The 17,412-nt window shown below is 44.0% G+C and carries 18 protein-coding genes and 2 tRNA genes; 9 read left to right on the top strand and 11 right to left on the bottom strand.

Annotation, left to right across the window (positions count from 1 at the left end):
• Positions 1 to 260 precede the first annotated feature (260 nt).
• Entirely contained in the window at positions 261 to 743 is a 483-nt protein-coding gene (locus AKJ31_RS07780) for a LabA-like NYN domain-containing protein (RefSeq protein ID WP_053408581.1), read from the top strand.
• On the opposite strand, the gene AKJ31_RS07785 is transcribed toward AKJ31_RS07780, so the two are convergent.
• Positions 729 to 908, bottom strand: coding sequence for a DUF2986 domain-containing protein (locus AKJ31_RS07785; RefSeq protein ID WP_053408535.1), 180 nt, complete (start codon positions 906 to 908; stop codon positions 729 to 731). The two genes, AKJ31_RS07780 and AKJ31_RS07785, sit on opposite strands and share 15 nt — an antisense overlap.
• Positions 909 to 1,123: 215 nt before the next feature.
• On the opposite strand from AKJ31_RS07785, the gene AKJ31_RS07790 reads away from it, so the two are divergent.
• Complete coding sequence (locus AKJ31_RS07790; RefSeq protein ID WP_053408536.1) at positions 1,124 to 1,723, top strand: porin family protein; 600 nt, start codon at positions 1,124 to 1,126, stop codon at positions 1,721 to 1,723.
• Positions 1,724 to 1,833: 110 nt separating this feature from the next.
• On the opposite strand, the gene AKJ31_RS07795 is transcribed toward AKJ31_RS07790, so the two are convergent.
• Together AKJ31_RS07795 and AKJ31_RS07800 are read right to left on the bottom strand one after the other, a co-directional pair.
• Positions 1,834 to 1,910, bottom strand: a tRNA-Val gene (locus AKJ31_RS07795).
• Between the two features lie 35 nt (positions 1,911 to 1,945).
• A tRNA-Val gene (locus AKJ31_RS07800) sits at positions 1,946 to 2,022 on the bottom strand.
• 343 nt (positions 2,023 to 2,365) lie between these two features.
• On the opposite strand from AKJ31_RS07800, the gene AKJ31_RS07805 reads away from it, so the two are divergent.
• Positions 2,366 to 3,211, top strand: coding sequence for a DNA ligase (locus AKJ31_RS07805; protein WP_053408537.1), 846 nt, complete (start codon positions 2,366 to 2,368; stop codon positions 3,209 to 3,211).
• 4 nt (positions 3,212 to 3,215) lie between these two features.
• Here the strand turns inward: AKJ31_RS07805 and AKJ31_RS07810 are convergent, their stop codons facing one another.
• Together AKJ31_RS07810 and AKJ31_RS07815 are read right to left on the bottom strand one after the other, a co-directional pair.
• On the bottom strand, positions 3,216 to 4,214 hold the full coding sequence (locus AKJ31_RS07810; protein WP_072161269.1) for a DUF3080 domain-containing protein: 999 nt from the start codon (positions 4,212 to 4,214) through the stop codon (positions 3,216 to 3,218).
• A gap of 105 nt (positions 4,215 to 4,319) precedes the next feature.
• Positions 4,320 to 5,717: an MATE family efflux transporter gene (locus AKJ31_RS07815; RefSeq protein WP_281173337.1), complete on the bottom strand. Its 1,398-nt coding sequence runs from the start codon at positions 5,715 to 5,717 to the stop codon at positions 4,320 to 4,322.
• Positions 5,718 to 5,836: 119 nt separating this feature from the next.
• Between AKJ31_RS07815 and AKJ31_RS07820 the strand changes: the two genes are divergently transcribed.
• Entirely contained in the window at positions 5,837 to 6,448 is a 612-nt protein-coding gene (locus AKJ31_RS07820; RefSeq protein ID WP_053408539.1) for a riboflavin synthase, read from the top strand.
• Positions 6,449 to 6,502: 54 nt separating this feature from the next.
• Here AKJ31_RS07820 and AKJ31_RS07825 read toward each other — a convergent pair whose 3' ends face one another.
• Positions 6,503 to 6,706, bottom strand: coding sequence for a CPXCG motif-containing cysteine-rich protein (locus tag AKJ31_RS07825; protein WP_053408540.1), 204 nt, complete (start codon positions 6,704 to 6,706; stop codon positions 6,503 to 6,505).
• Positions 6,707 to 6,895: 189 nt separating this feature from the next.
• Positions 6,896 to 7,762, bottom strand: coding sequence for a fructosamine kinase family protein (locus AKJ31_RS07830; RefSeq protein ID WP_053408541.1), 867 nt, complete (start codon positions 7,760 to 7,762; stop codon positions 6,896 to 6,898).
• Between the two features lie 346 nt (positions 7,763 to 8,108).
• Here AKJ31_RS07830 and AKJ31_RS07835 point away from each other — a divergent pair, with 346 nt between their 5' ends.
• Positions 8,109 to 8,453: a DUF3802 family protein gene (locus tag AKJ31_RS07835; RefSeq protein ID WP_053408542.1), complete on the top strand. Its 345-nt coding sequence runs from the start codon at positions 8,109 to 8,111 to the stop codon at positions 8,451 to 8,453.
• A 14-nt stretch (positions 8,454 to 8,467) separates the two neighbouring features.
• Here the strand turns inward: AKJ31_RS07835 and AKJ31_RS07840 are convergent, their stop codons facing one another.
• Entirely contained in the window at positions 8,468 to 8,962 is a 495-nt protein-coding gene (locus tag AKJ31_RS07840) for an NlpC/P60 family protein (protein ID WP_053408583.1), read from the bottom strand.
• A 95-nt stretch (positions 8,963 to 9,057) separates the two neighbouring features.
• Between AKJ31_RS07840 and AKJ31_RS07845 the strand changes: the two genes are divergently transcribed.
• Entirely contained in the window at positions 9,058 to 11,097 is a 2,040-nt protein-coding gene (locus AKJ31_RS07845) for a methyl-accepting chemotaxis protein (protein WP_053408543.1), read from the top strand.
• Positions 11,098 to 11,109: 12 nt separating this feature from the next.
• Here AKJ31_RS07845 and AKJ31_RS07850 read toward each other — a convergent pair whose 3' ends face one another.
• Complete coding sequence (locus AKJ31_RS07850) at positions 11,110 to 11,898, bottom strand: sterol desaturase family protein (RefSeq protein WP_053408544.1); 789 nt, start codon at positions 11,896 to 11,898, stop codon at positions 11,110 to 11,112.
• A 76-nt stretch (positions 11,899 to 11,974) separates the two neighbouring features.
• Here AKJ31_RS07850 and AKJ31_RS07855 point away from each other — a divergent pair, with 76 nt between their 5' ends.
• The 3 genes from AKJ31_RS07855 (at position 11,975) to AKJ31_RS07865 (ending at position 14,321) form a co-directional block, all read left to right on the top strand.
• Positions 11,975 to 12,721, top strand: a complete 747-nt coding sequence (locus AKJ31_RS07855) for a tRNA-uridine aminocarboxypropyltransferase (RefSeq protein ID WP_211263048.1) — start codon at positions 11,975 to 11,977, stop codon at positions 12,719 to 12,721.
• Positions 12,722 to 12,866: 145 nt separating this feature from the next.
• Positions 12,867 to 13,775, top strand: a complete 909-nt coding sequence (gene nagK / locus AKJ31_RS07860) for an N-acetylglucosamine kinase (protein WP_053408546.1) — start codon at positions 12,867 to 12,869, stop codon at positions 13,773 to 13,775.
• A 66-nt stretch (positions 13,776 to 13,841) separates the two neighbouring features.
• On the top strand, positions 13,842 to 14,321 hold the full coding sequence (locus AKJ31_RS07865; RefSeq protein WP_053408547.1) for a GNAT family N-acetyltransferase: 480 nt from the start codon (positions 13,842 to 13,844) through the stop codon (positions 14,319 to 14,321).
• A 51-nt stretch (positions 14,322 to 14,372) separates the two neighbouring features.
• On the opposite strand, the gene AKJ31_RS07870 is transcribed toward AKJ31_RS07865, so the two are convergent.
• Both AKJ31_RS07870 and AKJ31_RS07875 read right to left on the bottom strand, forming a co-directional pair.
• A complete protein-coding gene (locus tag AKJ31_RS07870) occupies positions 14,373 to 16,847 on the bottom strand; it encodes a putative bifunctional diguanylate cyclase/phosphodiesterase (RefSeq protein ID WP_053408548.1) in 2,475 nt (824 codons plus the stop codon).
• A gap of 259 nt (positions 16,848 to 17,106) precedes the next feature.
• Entirely contained in the window at positions 17,107 to 17,373 is a 267-nt protein-coding gene (locus tag AKJ31_RS07875) for a DUF2960 domain-containing protein (protein WP_053408549.1), read from the bottom strand.
• Positions 17,374 to 17,412: the final 39 nt, after the last annotated feature.

The raw sequence follows: 17,412 nt of genomic DNA on the forward strand, positions 1-17,412 counted from the left end.
TAATTACTGTCAATGTCATAAATTTATCGTATCTATTAGACTTACGTCTTACAAACGATTGCGATCAAATTATTAACATTGTCAATAAATTACCACTTTGGTAGTAGTTAGCCTGAAGCGACGTTGAGAATAATTACATGACAATTACGTTACATCATGATTTTGCTTCATTTCTTGTTATTTAGTTGCCGATAACCGATTGTTAACCCTGTTGGCGTTCGGAACTGTTACAATAGAAGCTTTTAAGAAGTATAGACATGATGGAAAAGATTGCGATTTTCGTAGATGTGCAAAACATCTACTACACAACCCGAGACAAATATGGCGCGAACTTTGACTACAACCACTTTTGGTACGTCGCGACAGAAGGGTGTGAGGTGCAAAAAGCTCATGCGTATGCGATTGCGTCGACAGATCCTAAGCAACGTCAGTTTCATCATATCCTGCGAGGCATTGGTTTTGATGTGAAGCTAAAGCCATATATTCAGAGACAAGATGGCAGCGCGAAAGGAGATTGGGATGTGGGAATTGCACTTGATGTTTATGAAGCGGCACCTACGGTTGACCGAGTTATCTTGTTATCTGGCGATGGTGACTTTGAGATCTTAGTGACTCGCATCCAACAAAAGTTTGGTACTAAGGTGGATGTATTCGGAGTCCCAGGACTTACCGCACAAGCATTAAGAGACGTGTGCGATAAGTTTATTCCAATAGAAGAATCTTTGTTACTAAAGCGATTCTAACGAAGTATTCTCTTCATTATTTTCTTGAGCAAGCTGCTCTTGCTCTTCCATTTTGGCTCGATCCGCTTTAGAGATGTAGCGAGGCTTATTACTCTTGTGTAGCTTCGCGTTCATCTTCTTTTGCTTCGATTTCAAAATCTGATTGATTTTCTTTTTACGATTCATGGTTTGTAACGTCTAACTGAATGTTTGAGCGCGGATGTTACCAGAGTTGAATGAAACTCGCATTGCTATCTTTTACTTTATAGATTAGCTAAAGAGATAAATATATTTGTGATTCGTCGCATTTAGGTGGTGAATAACTAATTGCATACCAGATTGATTTTATAATCCTTGTAATTCAGATGTTAACTAACAATATGATATACAAGGAAATAATAATGAAAAAAGTATTGCCTATTTTGTCGTTGGCGATAAGTGTAGCTTTTACTGCTAATGCAACTGAGCAAGAGCAAGCTAACACTGGTCCAAAAGTCGGTTGGTACTTAGGTGTGGATGTTCACAACAGTGAGCTAGATATTGAATCTTTTGCTGGTTATGCAATCGATGATATTTCTTCAGAGAGCGCAATCGGTATTGCACTAGGTTATGAGCAAAAACTATCTGAAGAATTCATGCTCGCCATTGAAGGTGAATACGTATTCTTGGGTGAACACGAAGTAATGCTTGTAAATGCATATCGTGCGATTGACCTAGACTTTTATAACTTGAATCTAAACATCAAGCCTAAGTACTACTTTACAGGAACTGGTTTTTATTTAGGCGCGTCAGCTGGTATCGGTACGTACGGTGTTGATGCTTCTGCAGGTAACATATCAGTGACTGATAACGGCATGGGTTTCAACTTTGGTGCTGAAGCTGGATATGAGTTCTCTTCAGGTGTCGTGTTATCGGGAGGCTACCGTTCAGCAACAGTAGAGATAGATTCAATTGATTTCGACTTTGACGGTTTGTACGTTGGTTTAGATTACAAATTCTAAACTTATCTTGTAAGTAGTGACGTTTGAAAAGGTTCGGCTTATTGTTGAGCCTTTTTTAATGATGCATAAATACAACAAAGCCCGCTTATTAGCGGGCTTTGTTTTAAATTTGGTGGGTCCGGGCGAACTCGAATCGCCGACCCCTACCATGTCAAGGTAGTACTCTAACCAACTGAGCTACGGACCCAAATTTATTGTTCTCTGCGAAAAGCATTTAAGGAATGGTGGGTCCGGGCGAACTCGAATCGCCGACCCCTACCATGTCAAGGTAGTACTCTAACCAACTGAGCTACGGACCCATACCTTGAGAACGAGATGGATATTACCGAGAGTTATTTAGTCGTGCAAGAGCAATTTTACGGATTTTAACGCGTTTGCTTTATATCTAAGCGAATTGGCGTAGTTTTGCCCTCAATGAATTAATAAATGTGCTTCAAATCACACACTTGCTTATCGTTGTCGGGGAGGTGTATGTCTGTTTGAGTAATCAGTGTGACAGCGTTCGCACACTCTCTTACTTCAAAAATGGTTAGCAGTAAAACTAAGCGATATCACTCGAATTGCTTTATAGGCGACGTTGCTCAGAACAAATTGTAGTGAACACAATGCCAGTACTATGAATTGTTTGGCCTTGGTATACGTATGCGCTTAAATCAGATTTCGATTGCCATTTCTGCAATCTGTTTCCCTTTACTTTGTTACTCTCAACAACCAAGTACATCAATACCTGTCGTATTAGCACAAAGCTATCAGGATAGCGTGGATGTTCTCGAGTACTGGGTAAGCGAGAAATTGGACGGTATACGCGCGATTTGGGACGGTTCAAAGCTATTAACGCGCAATGGAACACAGATTCAAGCGCCCAAATGGTTTACTCGTTCTCTACCGAATTATCCGTTGGAAGGAGAGTTGTGGGCAGGGCGAGGGAATTTTCATCTGGTGCAACAGACAGTGCTCGACCAAGTTCCAGTTGATGCTGCTTGGCGTAAGATTGACTACATGCTGTTTGATTTGCCCCAATCTGCAGGTGATTACCAAAAGCGCTATTACAATTTGATCGATCTAGTTAGAGATCTACACGAAGAGCACATCAAGTACGTTGAGCATTCACCGATTCACTCTGATTCAGAGCTTTTTGCTTATCTCGATCGCGCGGTAGATGGGAAAGGTGAAGGTTTAATGCTGCGTAAGATCAGCAGTCGATATCAGGCGGGAAGAAGCACGGACTTATTAAAACTAAAGAAACACCAAGACGCTGAAGCGCGGGTTATTGGCTACAAAGTTGGCAAAGGAAAGTACCAGGGCCTGATGGGCGCGCTGCTGGTTAAGTTAGAGTCGGGTGTAGAGTTCTATATTGGTAGTGGCTTTAGCGATCAACTCCGACAAGACCCGCCAGAATTGGGTTCTACCATTACTTTTCGATACAACGGACTTACGCAAAATGGCGTGCCTAAATTCGCTCGTTTCTTACGTGAACGACCTGAGTAACTATTTAATCGCGATTAGGATTTGCCCCACAGCGCTTAAATAGCGACTTCCAGTAATCGACGTGCTGCAAGATGGCTTGGCGAAATTCACTATGGTACTGATGAATCGGGTAGTGGTAGCCAGAACCATTTGGCACTAAGAAGCCCAATGTGGGTTCGAGCTGCATAAAGCTGCTATCCAGTTTTGCTAGGTAAGGTTGAAGATCATCAATGTAATAGTTTTGGAATACATTTTTCAGGTACTGGAACTTGGTTGTATCTCTGGATTGACCGCAGATGATTTGCTTGTCGAAGGCCTCCAATTGTTTTGTAACGGTTCTCAGTTTGAGTGACGCGTTGAGCATAGAAAAGCTCAAAATGCCAAGAAATCGCTCCTTTTCTATCACTTCCTGAAAAGGAGTAACTAGATTAATGTTTTTCGCTGATACTTTATCATCTGCGTCTTGATACGCCGCATCGATATGTTCTAACGCTTGTATTAATTGCGGACTTGGTGTCGCGCGATTTGCTTCTAGCCATTCATAGCCAATCAGTTGAGCGCGCATCGCCTCGCTGGTAAAAACTAAGTTAGTAAAGTGAGCGCCAATTTGCGCTCGCTTGGTGGCAAGCAATGCTGCCAACTGTTCTTTTAAACCAACTGAGATAGATGGGTGTACTAAGCACTCTTCGATCCCGTCGATAACCTGTATTTGATAATCGAAATTACGGAACTGGTCCTGTACTTTTCCCAGTACTGAGTTCTTTTCTGCAATCAGATTGAACAGACCACATTTTCTTAGCTCGTAGCTGTCGAGCAAGCCAATCGTAGTGTTGGGAATTGTGATAGCCAGATCTCGCTTGTCTGGGACGATGATGTTGATGTTCGGTTCAAATTGAAATGATTGCGAATCTTGGACATTGGCGATGCGCGTTAGGTAGGTATCAAATTTGTCATCGATAGGGCTTTGCAACCAATTACAGCCAGCGATAGCAAAGGTGGTTGATAGAATCGTAATAATACGCATGGAAATATGATCGATCGTGAAACTCTTTTAATAGTACGTTTATAAACGAAAAAAGGTCAGATAACTGACCTTTTTAAGCATTACTCGTTGGTTTCACAATAAACTTTAATGTGACGCGAATGTAAGTTGAGACTCGTCTGGTTGTTTGTGCATCCAGCGTAACCTTAAACCCAGCATCAGTGCAGCAGACGATAAACCAATGATAAAGCCCATCCAGAAGCCATGCGCGCCCATAGGCTCAACAACCCAGTCCGTCATCCCCAAGATATAACCACTTGGTAAGCCTAGTATCCAGTAAGCAATGAAAGTACGGTTGAAGATCGCCGACATATCTTTGTATCCGCGCAGTGCGCCGGCGGCAACAACTTGGATAGCATCCGTTACTTGGTAGATAGCGGCGAGTAGCAGTAACTGCAAAGCGACTTCAATTACCGCGCGGTTGTCTGTGTAAAGCAGCGCAACTTGTTCGCGGAAAAGCACCGTAAGGATGGCAGTACCAAACGCCATGATCACCGCAACAATCAAACCGACATGAGAGGCAATGGTTGCACCTTGGACGCTTCCTTCACCTAAGCGGTGCCCAACACGAATACTGACGGCAGCGCCGATACTCATAGGAAGCATAAACACCAAAGACGAGAAGTTAATCGCGACCTGATGAGCGGCAACAATAAGTGGGCCGAGAGGGGCGACCATCAATGCAACCACCGCAAAAAGTGTGACTTCAAAAAATAGCGCTGCTGCAACGGGGAAGCCGAGCTTAAACAAACGCAAAAGTGGTTTAAGCTGAGGTTTGTGGAAAGTGCCGAAAACGTTGATGTGCGCAACACGGTTAGACGTGATGATATAAACCAACAACATCACAAACATAATCCAGTAAACGATAGTGGTTGCAACGCCACAGCCGACACCTCCTAATGCTGGTGCGCCGAATTTGCCGTAGACAAAAATCCAGTTCAATGGAATGTTTAGCAACAAGCCGGCAAAGCCGATCACCATTGCTGGTTGAGTTAAAGACATCCCATCGGTGAAACTGCGTAACGCTTGGAACAATAGAAACGCGGGTACAGCAAGCATTACGGCGTACATGTAGCCGATAGTTTTCTCCGCCATCACGGGTTCAACATCCATCAAGCCGAGAATAACTTTTGTCTGAAATAAGACGAACACGGTCGGGATAGAAATGAACAATGCCATCGCAATCCCTTGTTGGATTTCAAACGGGATCTTTTTCTGACGCCCAGAGCCATTGAGCTGTGCCACAACAGGCACCAAAGCCATAAGCAAGCCAATGCCGAACAAAATCGTTGGTAACCAAATACTCGACGCAATAGACACGGCAGCCATGTCTGTTGCGCTTACTCCACCAGCCATGATCGTATCTACAAACCCCATACCAGTCTGCGCAACAGATGCGATCAGTACTGGGGTTGCCAGTTTGATTAACTTACTGGCTTCTTCTTTATATCGATGCACGTTTGTACTCCAAGAGACGCGATATATCTCTCCACAAGAAAGGGTGATGCGGGAGATGAAATAACTATAAATATAAGCTGACGCTTTTCTGTGGCATGATAATGAAATGTATCTCTAAGCACCATTAAAAACTAACGGATATCTCTATGTTTACCGGAATCGTTCAAGGGATGACAGAAGTCGTCGCTATTGATAAAAAACAAGATTTTCAAACTCATACCGTACGCTTAACAGGCGCAATGAGGGAAGGGCTGGAAATTGGCGCTTCTGTTGCTCACAACGGTTGTTGTCTGACGGTGACAAAACTCGATGGGGAACTTGTCAGCTTTGACTTAATGCAAGCGACACTCAAGTTAACGAACCTTGGTCAAATTGAAGTAGGCAATTTGGTTAACATCGAACGAGCAGCAAAATTTGGTGATGAAATCGGTGGTCACAGTATGTCTGGCCATATCAGTGTTATGGGTAAGATCGTTGATGTGATCGATACACCAAACAACCGTACAATTTGGTTTGAGTTGCCACAAGACAGCATGAAATATGTTTTGGCGAAAGGTTACATTGGACTTGATGGCTGTTCATTGACTATTGGTGAGGTCGAAGCAAACCGCTTCTCAGTGCACCTTATTCCCGAGACACTACAACGAACTCTATTTGGCCAACGTAAGGCTGGAGAGATGATAAACGTTGAGTTTGACCCACAAACCCAAGCCATTGTTGAAACTGTAGAGCGAGTACTCGCTGCAAAGAATCTTTAATTGCCGTTGCCGGATAAGCTTAAATACTATCCGGCATCTCACCAAAACGAATGATTAGAATATCTGTTCGTCGTCGGCGTCAACAAACAATTCAATCGTGTCTAGCTGCTCATTAACCATCATATTAAGGTGGATCGCGTTACAACAAGCAGGGCAATCATCATAAAATTCTTGGTCACCATTGGATGCATCCAGCGTAATACTGATGGAGTGCCCACAGTGAGGGCAGGCGACGAATTTTTCGGTGTAGTTACGCATAATTCTCTTCCTTACTTCTCGATGAGACATCTAGTCTAAGCTTAAGTCCAGAAGTTACTATTAGACGTAAATTAAGTGTAAATTTTGAATTGGTTAATAAAATTCACTCAATGACCGTATCTAGAACCATTTTCAAAGGTGAATTTTGCAACAAATTGTGAATGCGAAAGTTTAAATACATCCTTTATATCAATAGGTTAGTATGCGGTCGATGAGTTTTTGTGATTGTTCTAAATAGTGCCCACCAAATTGATTGTAATGGTTGAGTAAATGGTAAAGATTGTAGATATCTTTGCGCTCTGAGTAACGATAATCCAGTGGCAGGATGCTTTCATAACCTTGGTAAAACTCTGGTTGGAATCCGCCAAATAGTTCGGTCATCGCAATATCGCATTCACGATCGCCCCAATAACAGGCTGGGTCAAAACAAATCGGTCCAAACACCGAATTCGCTGTGTTACCGTGCCATAAATCACCGTGCAATAAAGAAGGGGTTGGTTGATGCGCGGCTAAATGTTCGTGGACAACCTCAGTGAAATCGTTGATATCAACAAGATTGACGCCTTTTTCTCGTACTAACTGCAACTGCCAACCGATACGTTGCTCCGCGAAGAAGCGTGCCCACTTTCTTTCCCACTTGTTTGGCTGCAGGGTCGAGCCGATGTAATTGTCCTGATCAAACCCATACTCTTTTTGCTCACCCCATTGGTGAAGACGCGCAAGTTGCTGGCCGAATAGGTAGCTGTTTTTGTCGTCGTCGAGCTGCTTGGTAGGTAGGTAATTGAGAATGATAAAAGCATTGTGCTTTGATTGACCAATAAGCACCAGCTCTGGAACGGACACAGTATCGGTCTCGCGCAAGATACGAATGTTCTCTGCTTCGACTTCAAATTTCGGCAAAAACTCACGGCTGTTTACTTTGACAAAGTAACGTTGCTCGCCGTCAGAAATCATATAACATTCGTTGATATCACCACCGGAGAGTTTTGTCTTCTCGGTGATTTGATAAGAAAACATGAGGGTGTCTGAAAGATGTTGTGAGATGGCTTGCCACATACTTTTAATCCCCGATCTTTGCGCTTTAACCTTATTGTAGAAGATGCCTTGTCTTGGTTCTGAACTAGAGTGCAAAAATTTCAATCATTTAACTTAAAATATTCGTCAGATTAATAAAATGTGAGCTAAATCGCTTATAATTCATTCTATTAACGTAAGTCGTTAACGAACAGATTAAATATGCACTTAAACACAACTCATTCATCAACTAAGCGTAGGTTACAAGTCACATAACTGATAGTTATTGCGGGTTTTATCAGCAATCGTACGGTGATAAGTTGTCTAAACTAATCGATATGTCATAGTATTCAACTACTAAGACGCCATGAATTTACGGAGGTACGCAGTGGTTGTAGATACCGATGGTTATTTAGCTTTAATCGAACACTTAGCCTTCAATATGGACGTATTTACGTCAGATGACGGAGATATAGGTCCACAGAGCGTGGAAGATGTGGTTACTGATATGGTCGCGAGCAACATAATGGCGATTTTTGATCAAAACCCTGAGTTGCACGCTAGTGTCCGTTTTAAGTTGTTGAAAGAAGCAGATTCGGTAGTAGATGACCTTGGTGAAGTGTTAGCCGGCGTTTGGGCAAAGCCTGCAACCAATGGCCAGATTGCCTTTCTGGATGAGTATATCGCACTGATGAAAAACCTATTTGATTCAGCAGTAGCAAAATACGATTAATTTTTCTTGATACCTTATTCAGGCGAATTGACGACTCGCCTGAAATGCCAAAATTTGGATGCCCAATAGGGATTATCCAACCTCGAAATAATCACCCCTTTAGATGTCGAAGCGTGCATAAACTGTTTATCACCGATGTACACTCCTACGTGGTTGACTTTGTGTGACGTTTTAAAAAACGCTAAATCGCCAATTTGTATTTCCTCATAGGGGACTTCTTTACCCAATAAAACTTGATGGTGCGTGGTTCTTGGTACATCAAAGCGCATTGCGTCACGATAAGCGATTTGGACAAACGCAGAGCAATCAACTCCAGAGAACGAGTTACCGCCAAGACGATAAGGCACACCTTGCCAGTGCTTATATACATCCATAAAAGACTGTTTAATCGCAAGATGTTCAGCCGTGGGCTCTTCGCGTTCAATTGATTGGCTAAAATCAGGAGACGATGAACAGCCAGCTAGGGCCGTCAAGACCAACGCAAGGGAAAGGCCAGGGACTTTTTTCATGACACAGTTTTGAATAATAAATGACATTTAAATGTAATGTTCCCTAAATAGAATGCTGTGCATATAAACTTTTGTATGATGTCAGTTCCAATCTAATGAATAAGAAAAACAACAGGTCGTCTTTATCTCTCGTTCAAACTATCAGCACTGTTTTTATCAGTATTACTTTACTGGTGATTATTCTATCTGTCACCAGTATCAAAGGCTTAGAGCAAGTTGAGAATCAGTTTAATGGTTTATCAGATAAAGCGCTGCCGCTTGCGATGACTAACGCTAAACTCACCCAGTCGATATTAGAACAAATCAAACAGCTCGGTTATGGTACTCAAGTCGAATCACTGGAAGAATTAACAAAAATCCAAACTGAAACGGATTCGTTGATTGCCCGTAATACTCAACTGATGGAAACCGTATTTTCGATTGCCGCAGACTTTGATTCAGCACTCACTCCACAGCAAGAAAAGCAACTCAAAAAGAACATCGCCGCATTGGCGAGCCAAACTCAAAATATCCTTGCGGACCAAGCCAAACTGCTCAATATGCAGGATCGTATTGACGGTGAGGTCAGTGAGTTTCGTTACGGTTTGAGCTCTATTGGTCCTGAAATGAACCGTATCAGTTCGTTTTTGTCCGGCGACAATCCAGCTTCACAAGATGCGGCTAACCGTTTTTCTGCCAGTGCGAGTTCGATGGAAAGCACTTTCCTTGTATTGATGATGCAAACCGACATCGACAAAGCGATGCAGGAATACAAGGAGATGCGCAATCGAATCGCTGGTATCAACTTAGCGTTTGATGATTTCGCAGAGTGGCATCCCGACGTCAAAGAATTTGCCAGCTTAACCGCACCTTATGAAATGGTGAAAGGCGGCTTTTCTGATGATGGCGTTCTCAAACAACTCCTTACTCAATTGGAATTGGCGCAGCAATTAAAACGACAAGTCGCCACCACGGCGACCACCGCCAATGAAACGATTGAATTACTTAATGGCGTGTCTACCACTGCAGAATCGCTGATTGATGACAGCAAATCAGTGGTGAGCAGTACGATAAATAACATTGTATTGATGTTGATTGTTGGTGGTTTGGTCATTGTGGCGATCATCGTGTGTAGTTGGGTCGCGCTGCGCGCTTGGATCAAAGTTGGTTTGGTTAATGTGCTGTCACACCTAAGCCGACTGACCGAACACGATTTTACCCAGTCTTTAGAGTTACGAGGCCCGTTCGAACTCAAAGAAGTGGCACGTAAACTAAACCAAGTGATTGAGTCGACCAGAGATTCCATTTCGACCGTGACACGTAATTGCGAAACACTTTATCAAACCGCAGAAATCAGCCACGGCGCGGCGGAAATAACCCATCAAAGCTTGACCAAGCAGAATGAATCATTACTCAGTATGGTTACGACTGTCACCCAGTTAGAAGCCTCTATTCGAGAGATTGCCACAGTGACCAACGAGTCTTACAGCGAATCTAATCTCGCTGCTGAGCATTCATCTTCGGGCGTTGAAGCGATAGAGCAGAATCAAGTTCGTTTGCAGTCGTTAGAGCACACATTGAACATTAATGAAGAGTCGATGCTTGAACTGGACAGTCGCGTTAAACAAATTCGTGAAATGGTCGACATGATTGCTGGTATCGCGGACAGCACAAACTTACTGGCTTTAAATGCGGCCATTGAAGCGGCTAGGGCAGGTGAACAAGGACGCGGTTTTGCCGTGGTTGCGGACGAGGTTCGTAAACTCGCGCGCGACACATCGGATCAAACTGGAAATATTCGCGAGCGAATGAATGAGTTAGTCGCGGCGGCAGAGAAATCGCGCTCAGCGGTAGAAAGCACTCGGACAGAAATGACGTATGCACTGGAATCGAGTGAGCAGGTGAAACAGACATTTGCCGACATTGCGAATGCGGTCGAACACATTCGCACCCGAGTTGAGCAAATAACCGTTGCAACCGAAGAGCAAGAACGAGCAACTGCGGACGTCAGTCGTTCAATCAGTCACATTACCGAGCAAGGAGAACAGACCAAGCTCCAGGTTGACTCAATGGTGGAAAGCTCCGAACAAGTGGCTGAAATTGCCGGTCATCAGCAAGCCATGCTTCATAAATACGAGCTACACCAGCAAGTTTAGAAATCCACGAAACTATTGCTGACGAAACGGCTGGGTAAGCATTTTATCCAGCCGTTGTTCGTTTGGTTGGCGAAACAACGGCAAGCCGATTTTGACGTTATCGTGTCCCTGTGCAGGTTGGGCAATATAAGTGCGAAACATGCGATCCCAAATGGAGAGGCAAAAGCCAAAATTGGAGTGAGTTTCTTTAGCAATCACAGAGTGATGAACACGGTGCATATCTGGCGTTACCACCCATTTGCGTAGTTGTTTGTCGATCGCAAGTGGCAGTTTAGCGTTGCTGTGGTTAAACATGGCGCTCGCATTTAACACCACTTCAAAGATTAAAACCGCCAATGGTGAAATACCCAATACGGCGATCAAACTAATCTTAATCCACATCGACAAGATAATCTCAATCGGATGAAAACGCGCACCGGTCGTGACGTCGATATCTTGGTCCGCGTGGTGCATCCGATGTAAGCGCCACAACCAAGGCACGCGATGAAATACTACGTGTTGAGCGTAGATGGCAAGATCCAACAAAATGACGCAAAGGAAAACTTCCAACGCGAATGGCATGTCGATATGGTTAAAAAGACCGATGTTACTTTGCCCAATACGCACGGCAACTTCAAACGCGAGAAACGGCATCAGTAAACTCAAACAAAGAGAGTTAAACGCAATCAGGCCAAGGTTATTCAGCCAGCGAAACAGTTTGTTTTGCGTGAGTTGTTTTCTCGGGGTTAACCATTCCCAGAGGCCACATAGCACCAATACCGAAAGAAAAAAGCTTAATCGAATAAAGTCAGGGTTTTGCATGACGAAATACGCCTCGTTTCTACTTGCAACTCGTCTATCAGAGAGTAAACTTGCCGTCCTTTGCCATTATCAATGAATGACGATGAGAGTCCACGCTTTTCACCACCTTTACCAACAACGCTTAGAAAAATCGACCAAGCCGTTTAACGCACGTGGTTGTAAGGTTATACGTTGCCAATATTGCCAAGTGTCGCAAACGCACTGCATTTGCCAGCACCAACCAGATATTGAAAGCGATGTGGCGGTGATGCTTTTAGTGTCGGAAAACGAAGTCTTCAAACCAAGCAATACCGGACGTTTGATCCTCGACACGGTTAAAGAAGGTTACGTATACCAATGGAACCGCACCGAGCCAGATCCCCAAATGTTGGATTTACTTGAAGATGAGCGCTACCAGCCAATCGTCGTGTTTCCTGAAGATTACGTTGAAGATCCGGCTCGACTGATAGATGAAGCTCCGCGCTCATTCTGCAACGGCAAAAAGCCACTACTGATTTTTCTAGATGGCAGTTGGCGCGAGGCCAGACGCATCTTTCGAAAATCACCGTATCTAGACCGCCTACCAGTCCTATCTATTTCACCGCAGGTGGTATCAAATTACGTCATGCGCCGCTCAGACAACGAGCAGCATTTGGCCACCGCCGAAGTCGCAAGCTTGGTATTACGAGAGTTAGACGAGCATTTAGTGGCAAATACGCTGGCACTTTGGTTTGAAGCGTTTAAGGAAAGTTACCTGTTAAGCAAAAGTCGCGGCAAGATGGACGAACAGCGTCCAGCATTGCAAGCATTTATCGCGCAAACAGAAAACGCGAGTCCAGTCTAAAACTAATTCGATTTTCGTCGAATCTACGCGCAGTTAAGTTTGTCTTAAGGGTAAACTTGTCACACATCACGGACTGTAGGCTTAGGTATATGGATAATAAGTCCGTTTTTCGATTTTTATATTTTGTATTTTAGGGAGAGAGTCAATGTACTACGGCTTTGACGTTGGTGGCACTAAGATTGAATTTGGTGCATTTAACGAGAAACTAGAGCGTGTTGCGACGGAACGTGTACCAACACCAACAGAAGATTACCAGTTATTGGTTGATACGATTGCCGGTTTGGTTGCCAAGTATGACAACGAGTTTTCTTGTGAAGGTAAAATTGGTCTAGGTCTGCCAGGTATGGAAGATGCGGACGATGCTACTGTGCTGACTGTGAACGTTCCGGCAGCGAAAGGTAAGCCTCTACGCGCTGACTTAGAAGCAAAAATTGGTCGTAGCGTTAAAATCGAAAACGATGCTAACTGTTTTGCGCTTTCTGAAGCGTGGGATGAAGAACTTAAAGACGAGCCATCAGTGATGGGCCTAATTCTAGGCACCGGTTTTGGTGGCGGTCTGGTTTATGAAGGGAAAGTCTTCTCTGGTCGTAACCACGTTGCGGGCGAACTCGGTCATATGCGTTTGCCGCTAGATGCATGGTTCCACTTAGGTGATAACGCGCCATTATTGGGCTGTGGTTGTGGTAAAAAAGGTTGTCTAGATAGCTACTTGTCTGGCCGCGGCTTTGAACTGATTTACGAACACTATTTCGGTGAGAAAAAGAAAGCGATCGACATTATCAAAGCGCACGCTGAAGGTGAAGCCAAAGCGTCTGAGCATGTTGAGCGTTTCCTTGAGTTACTAGCGATCTGCTTTGGCAATATCTTCACGGCGAACGACCCTCATGTTGTCGCTTTAGGTGGCGGTCTATCCAACTTTGAACTGATTTACGAAGAAATGCCAAAGCGCGTGCCTAAGTATCTTCTGTCTGTGGCTAAATGTCCGAAGATCATCAAAGCAAAACACGGCGATTCAGGCGGTGTGCGCGGTGCGGCGTTCTTAAACATCAAATAAATTGATTTGTTTTGGTTAATTTGAGAGCTTGCTTAGGCAAGCTCTTTTTATTTTGAGGAAGCTAGGATGGCACTCACGCAATTTCACATTTGCAATTACCAGCAGCTCGTCGATTGGATCGACTCCCCAGAGCTGAACTACCTTTGGGGTGGTCCAAAATTTACTTTTCCCCTCGATCGCTCACAAATTGATGCGCACGTTTCATTACCTCAATGCCAAGCATTTTTCTACTTACATCACGGCGAGCGGGCTGGGTACGTTGAACTGTTTGAAGTCGATGAACATATCGCGCGTATTTGTCGTGTGTTTGTTCACCCTGACTTTCGTGGCCACGGAATCGCGAAACAAATGCTGGTTGAATTAATAGAAGTCGCCAGACAGCAACACTACGCAAAACTCAATCTATGTGTGTTTAGTCAGAACATCGCCGCGATTCGCTGTTATGAGTCACTTGGTTTTATTGAAACCAAGCGAGAGCAGGGCACAAGAGTGTTTAATGGACAAAGTTGGGAGCTGATTTATATGGATTTGAAGTTAGATGAGTGAAGCACTGTCGGCGCGCGGTCCAAGCAATAGGGAGCGCGCTGACCAACATCATCATTTAATTAGGCCTACCGCTTGTTCAAACGGTACCGGCTTGCTGATGTAATAACCTTGAATGTAACGACATCCCATTGACTTAAGCAGTTGCAATTGTTGCTCAGTCTCGACGCCTTCCGCGATCACATCCAACCCCAGTTGATTTGCCAATAGATTCACGGATTCAACCAAAACCGCATTGTTTTTATTGCTGTCGATATTTCGAATCAGTGAACGGTCGACTTTTAGGATATCCACGGTATTCTTCATTAAGTTTGAGAAAGACGCGAAGCCAGTGCCGAAATCATCCAATGCGAGCTTCAAACCTTTGGCGCGAAGGCTATCTAATAGCTTCTGTACATCGGGTTTGTCTTCCAGTGGCACGGATTCGGTCACTTCAATAATGATGTTTTCTGGTGAAAGGCCAGATTGATGGATCGTGTTAATGATTGAACAGTTCTCAGGATCTTCGTTGATCAATTCGTCGATCGAGCGATTGACTGAGATAACGATGTCATCGTGGCCTAGCTGCTTGAGCTTATGAATATCCTGACAGGCGATTTCTAGCACCAGTTGCCCAAGGTCTTTGATGTAACCCAGCTCTTCGGCGATAGGGATAAACTCAAATGGGGAAATGGATTCACCGTCTTCAACCCAACGCGCTAGCGCTTCATACTTTACAACTCTGTTGTTGTCTAAATCGTAAATCGGTTGGTATTCGACGTGGATACGTTTTTCAGCGATGGCGTGTTTGAGTAACACGCTTAAACGGTGTTTACGGCTGATACTCTCTTCAAGCGGGTAGCAGTACATAACTGTGCTTGGTACTGGCTTCGTCTTCGCTTCGTCCAAAGCGTAGTAGGCTTGCGTGAGAGGGTGCGTGTTTGACGTTTGCTGCTCGGGGTTAGAGTGTCCAATATTGACCGACAGTTTCAGCTTGTGCTTATCGATAGTAAACTCAGCTTCAATCTCGGAACGCAATTTTTCAGTGATTTCAGGTAACGCATCGGTGTTTTGCTGCGGAATCGTCATCGCAAACTGATCCGCACCGTAGCGACAAATGCTGGTGGATACGTCTGAGAAATGCTCTTGCAATAACTTACCTACGTGACGCAAAACCTTATTGCCAAACACTTCACCATAGATGGTGTTAATCGCAGAGAAACGGCAAATGTCGATAAGAATAACGGTTTGTTGGTCGTCTGCATCAGACAGCTGAATAAATTTCGAGCGGGTGATAAGACCGGTGAAATCACGCTTGTTCTTATAGCGATCCAATTGGCTTTCGATCATCTTGGTGGTACTGATGTCTTCGAAAACCGCAAGGTAGCTTGAGACGTCGCCGTTCATATCTTCGACGACAGAGATTTGCAGTTTCTCCGGATAAATCGCGCCCGCTTTGGTTTTGTTCCACACTTCGCCTGACCAATGACCCAGCGTGTTAATGCTGTGCCACATTTCAGCGTAGAACTCTTTGTCTTGAATGTCTGAACTAAAAATTTGTGGTTTTTGACCAATCAGTTCTTCACTTGAATAACCGGTAATTTCTTCCACACGAGAATTTACTTTGACGATACGATTGTGGCGGTCAGTGAGCATCACACCACGGTCAGATAGCTGAATTAATTGATCGGCTATTGTACGCTCATGAAGCAATTTAGTGATGCGAGTGACGTTCTTGATATTACCTTCAACGCGCTCTAGCTGACCTAGAGAGTCAAAGCTCTTAGAGCAGCTGATTTCCAACTGCATACCTGCGATGCAGTCTTCGCGTCTAACGACGAGACGGGAGATACCAATATCAGACGTGGCTTTATCAAGGAAATCTTGGAACTGATCGTCCCGTTTAAACACGTGATGACGGAAAAAGTCATCGAAGCTCAAGTTTTGCAATGTTCCTAGTTGAAACATTCGCCCTAGGTTCTGTGAACAATAGAATTGGTTTTCTTGTACACGCCAGGTCCAAGATGACGTATCGGTGATCTGTTCTGAACGGTCGAACTGCTGCAGCAACTTATCATTGCGGTTCGTTAACCTTTCTTGAAGCAGAGAGTTACCGATCAGGAAGCCTAAAGTTAGCAACCAGTCGTTATCAAATTGGCTAGTGTCAAGATGGCAGGAATAAAGCAGAGCGAGCACGCCGACAATCTGACCGTTGCGCGCTTGGAGAGGTATACCGATGTAACTTTCTGCATTCAGTTCACGTAGTGCAACGTCTTCAGGAAATCTTTGCTGAATGCCCTGCGAGAACGAGCACATCATGTTGTCGTTAATGACTTTCTCACAAGGGCTACCCCTCAGTTCATAAGCCATGTTCGCTGCTTGTGTACCATCGGCGAGATAAACACGAGTCGTGGCGACGTTTTTTATCAGGTCATACTCCGCAACAAAGCAGTGTTCGGGGCTGTAGCGGGCGTAAATCTCCTTTAAACAACGTTGACAGAACTCCTCACCATCCTGAGCGTTGATTATTTTTCTTACTAGGGCTTCCATAAAAAGGCTTACATTCCGAATTTATAGTAAATTTAGCTTAATTATTATATTTGTAGCATATAGCGTTGCGGTAAATTAACAGTATTTTTAGTGCGTGTATACGGTTTAATAAACATTCGCATTAAGTTGTGTAATAAAATTGCAACTTTAGTTTAGAAGTGTGTTTGGTAAAGGGGAGGAATGTATGTTGATGAAAACGAAGGAATTCAAACTGATAGTTTGCTCACGCTCCCTAAGGTAGAGAGCGTGTCATCTGTAGCTAAGACTTCTTTTTGCCTACGCCGAGATTATCTTTTTGTTGCAGGGTGATTTTATCAAACCCCAACTTTCTAAAGTGGTTATCACGGTAATTACGAACCGCTTTGGTATCTGAAACCGCTTCGATTTGCTGCTCCATACGCAAGTAATCAGAAATATCGATGCCTTCTGCTTCCGCTACTGCTTCTTGGATATTACGGTGTTGTTGGTACGAAAAGGTCAGAGTTTTATCTTCACCTTTGTAGGTATATAGAATGGTACGAGCCATGAATTGTTTCTCAATCAGTTCAAAATAAAGAGGCCAGCG

The organism is Vibrio hepatarius (genome assembly GCF_001274785.1).
Taxonomy (GTDB): domain Bacteria; phylum Pseudomonadota; class Gammaproteobacteria; order Enterobacterales; family Vibrionaceae; genus Vibrio; species Vibrio hepatarius.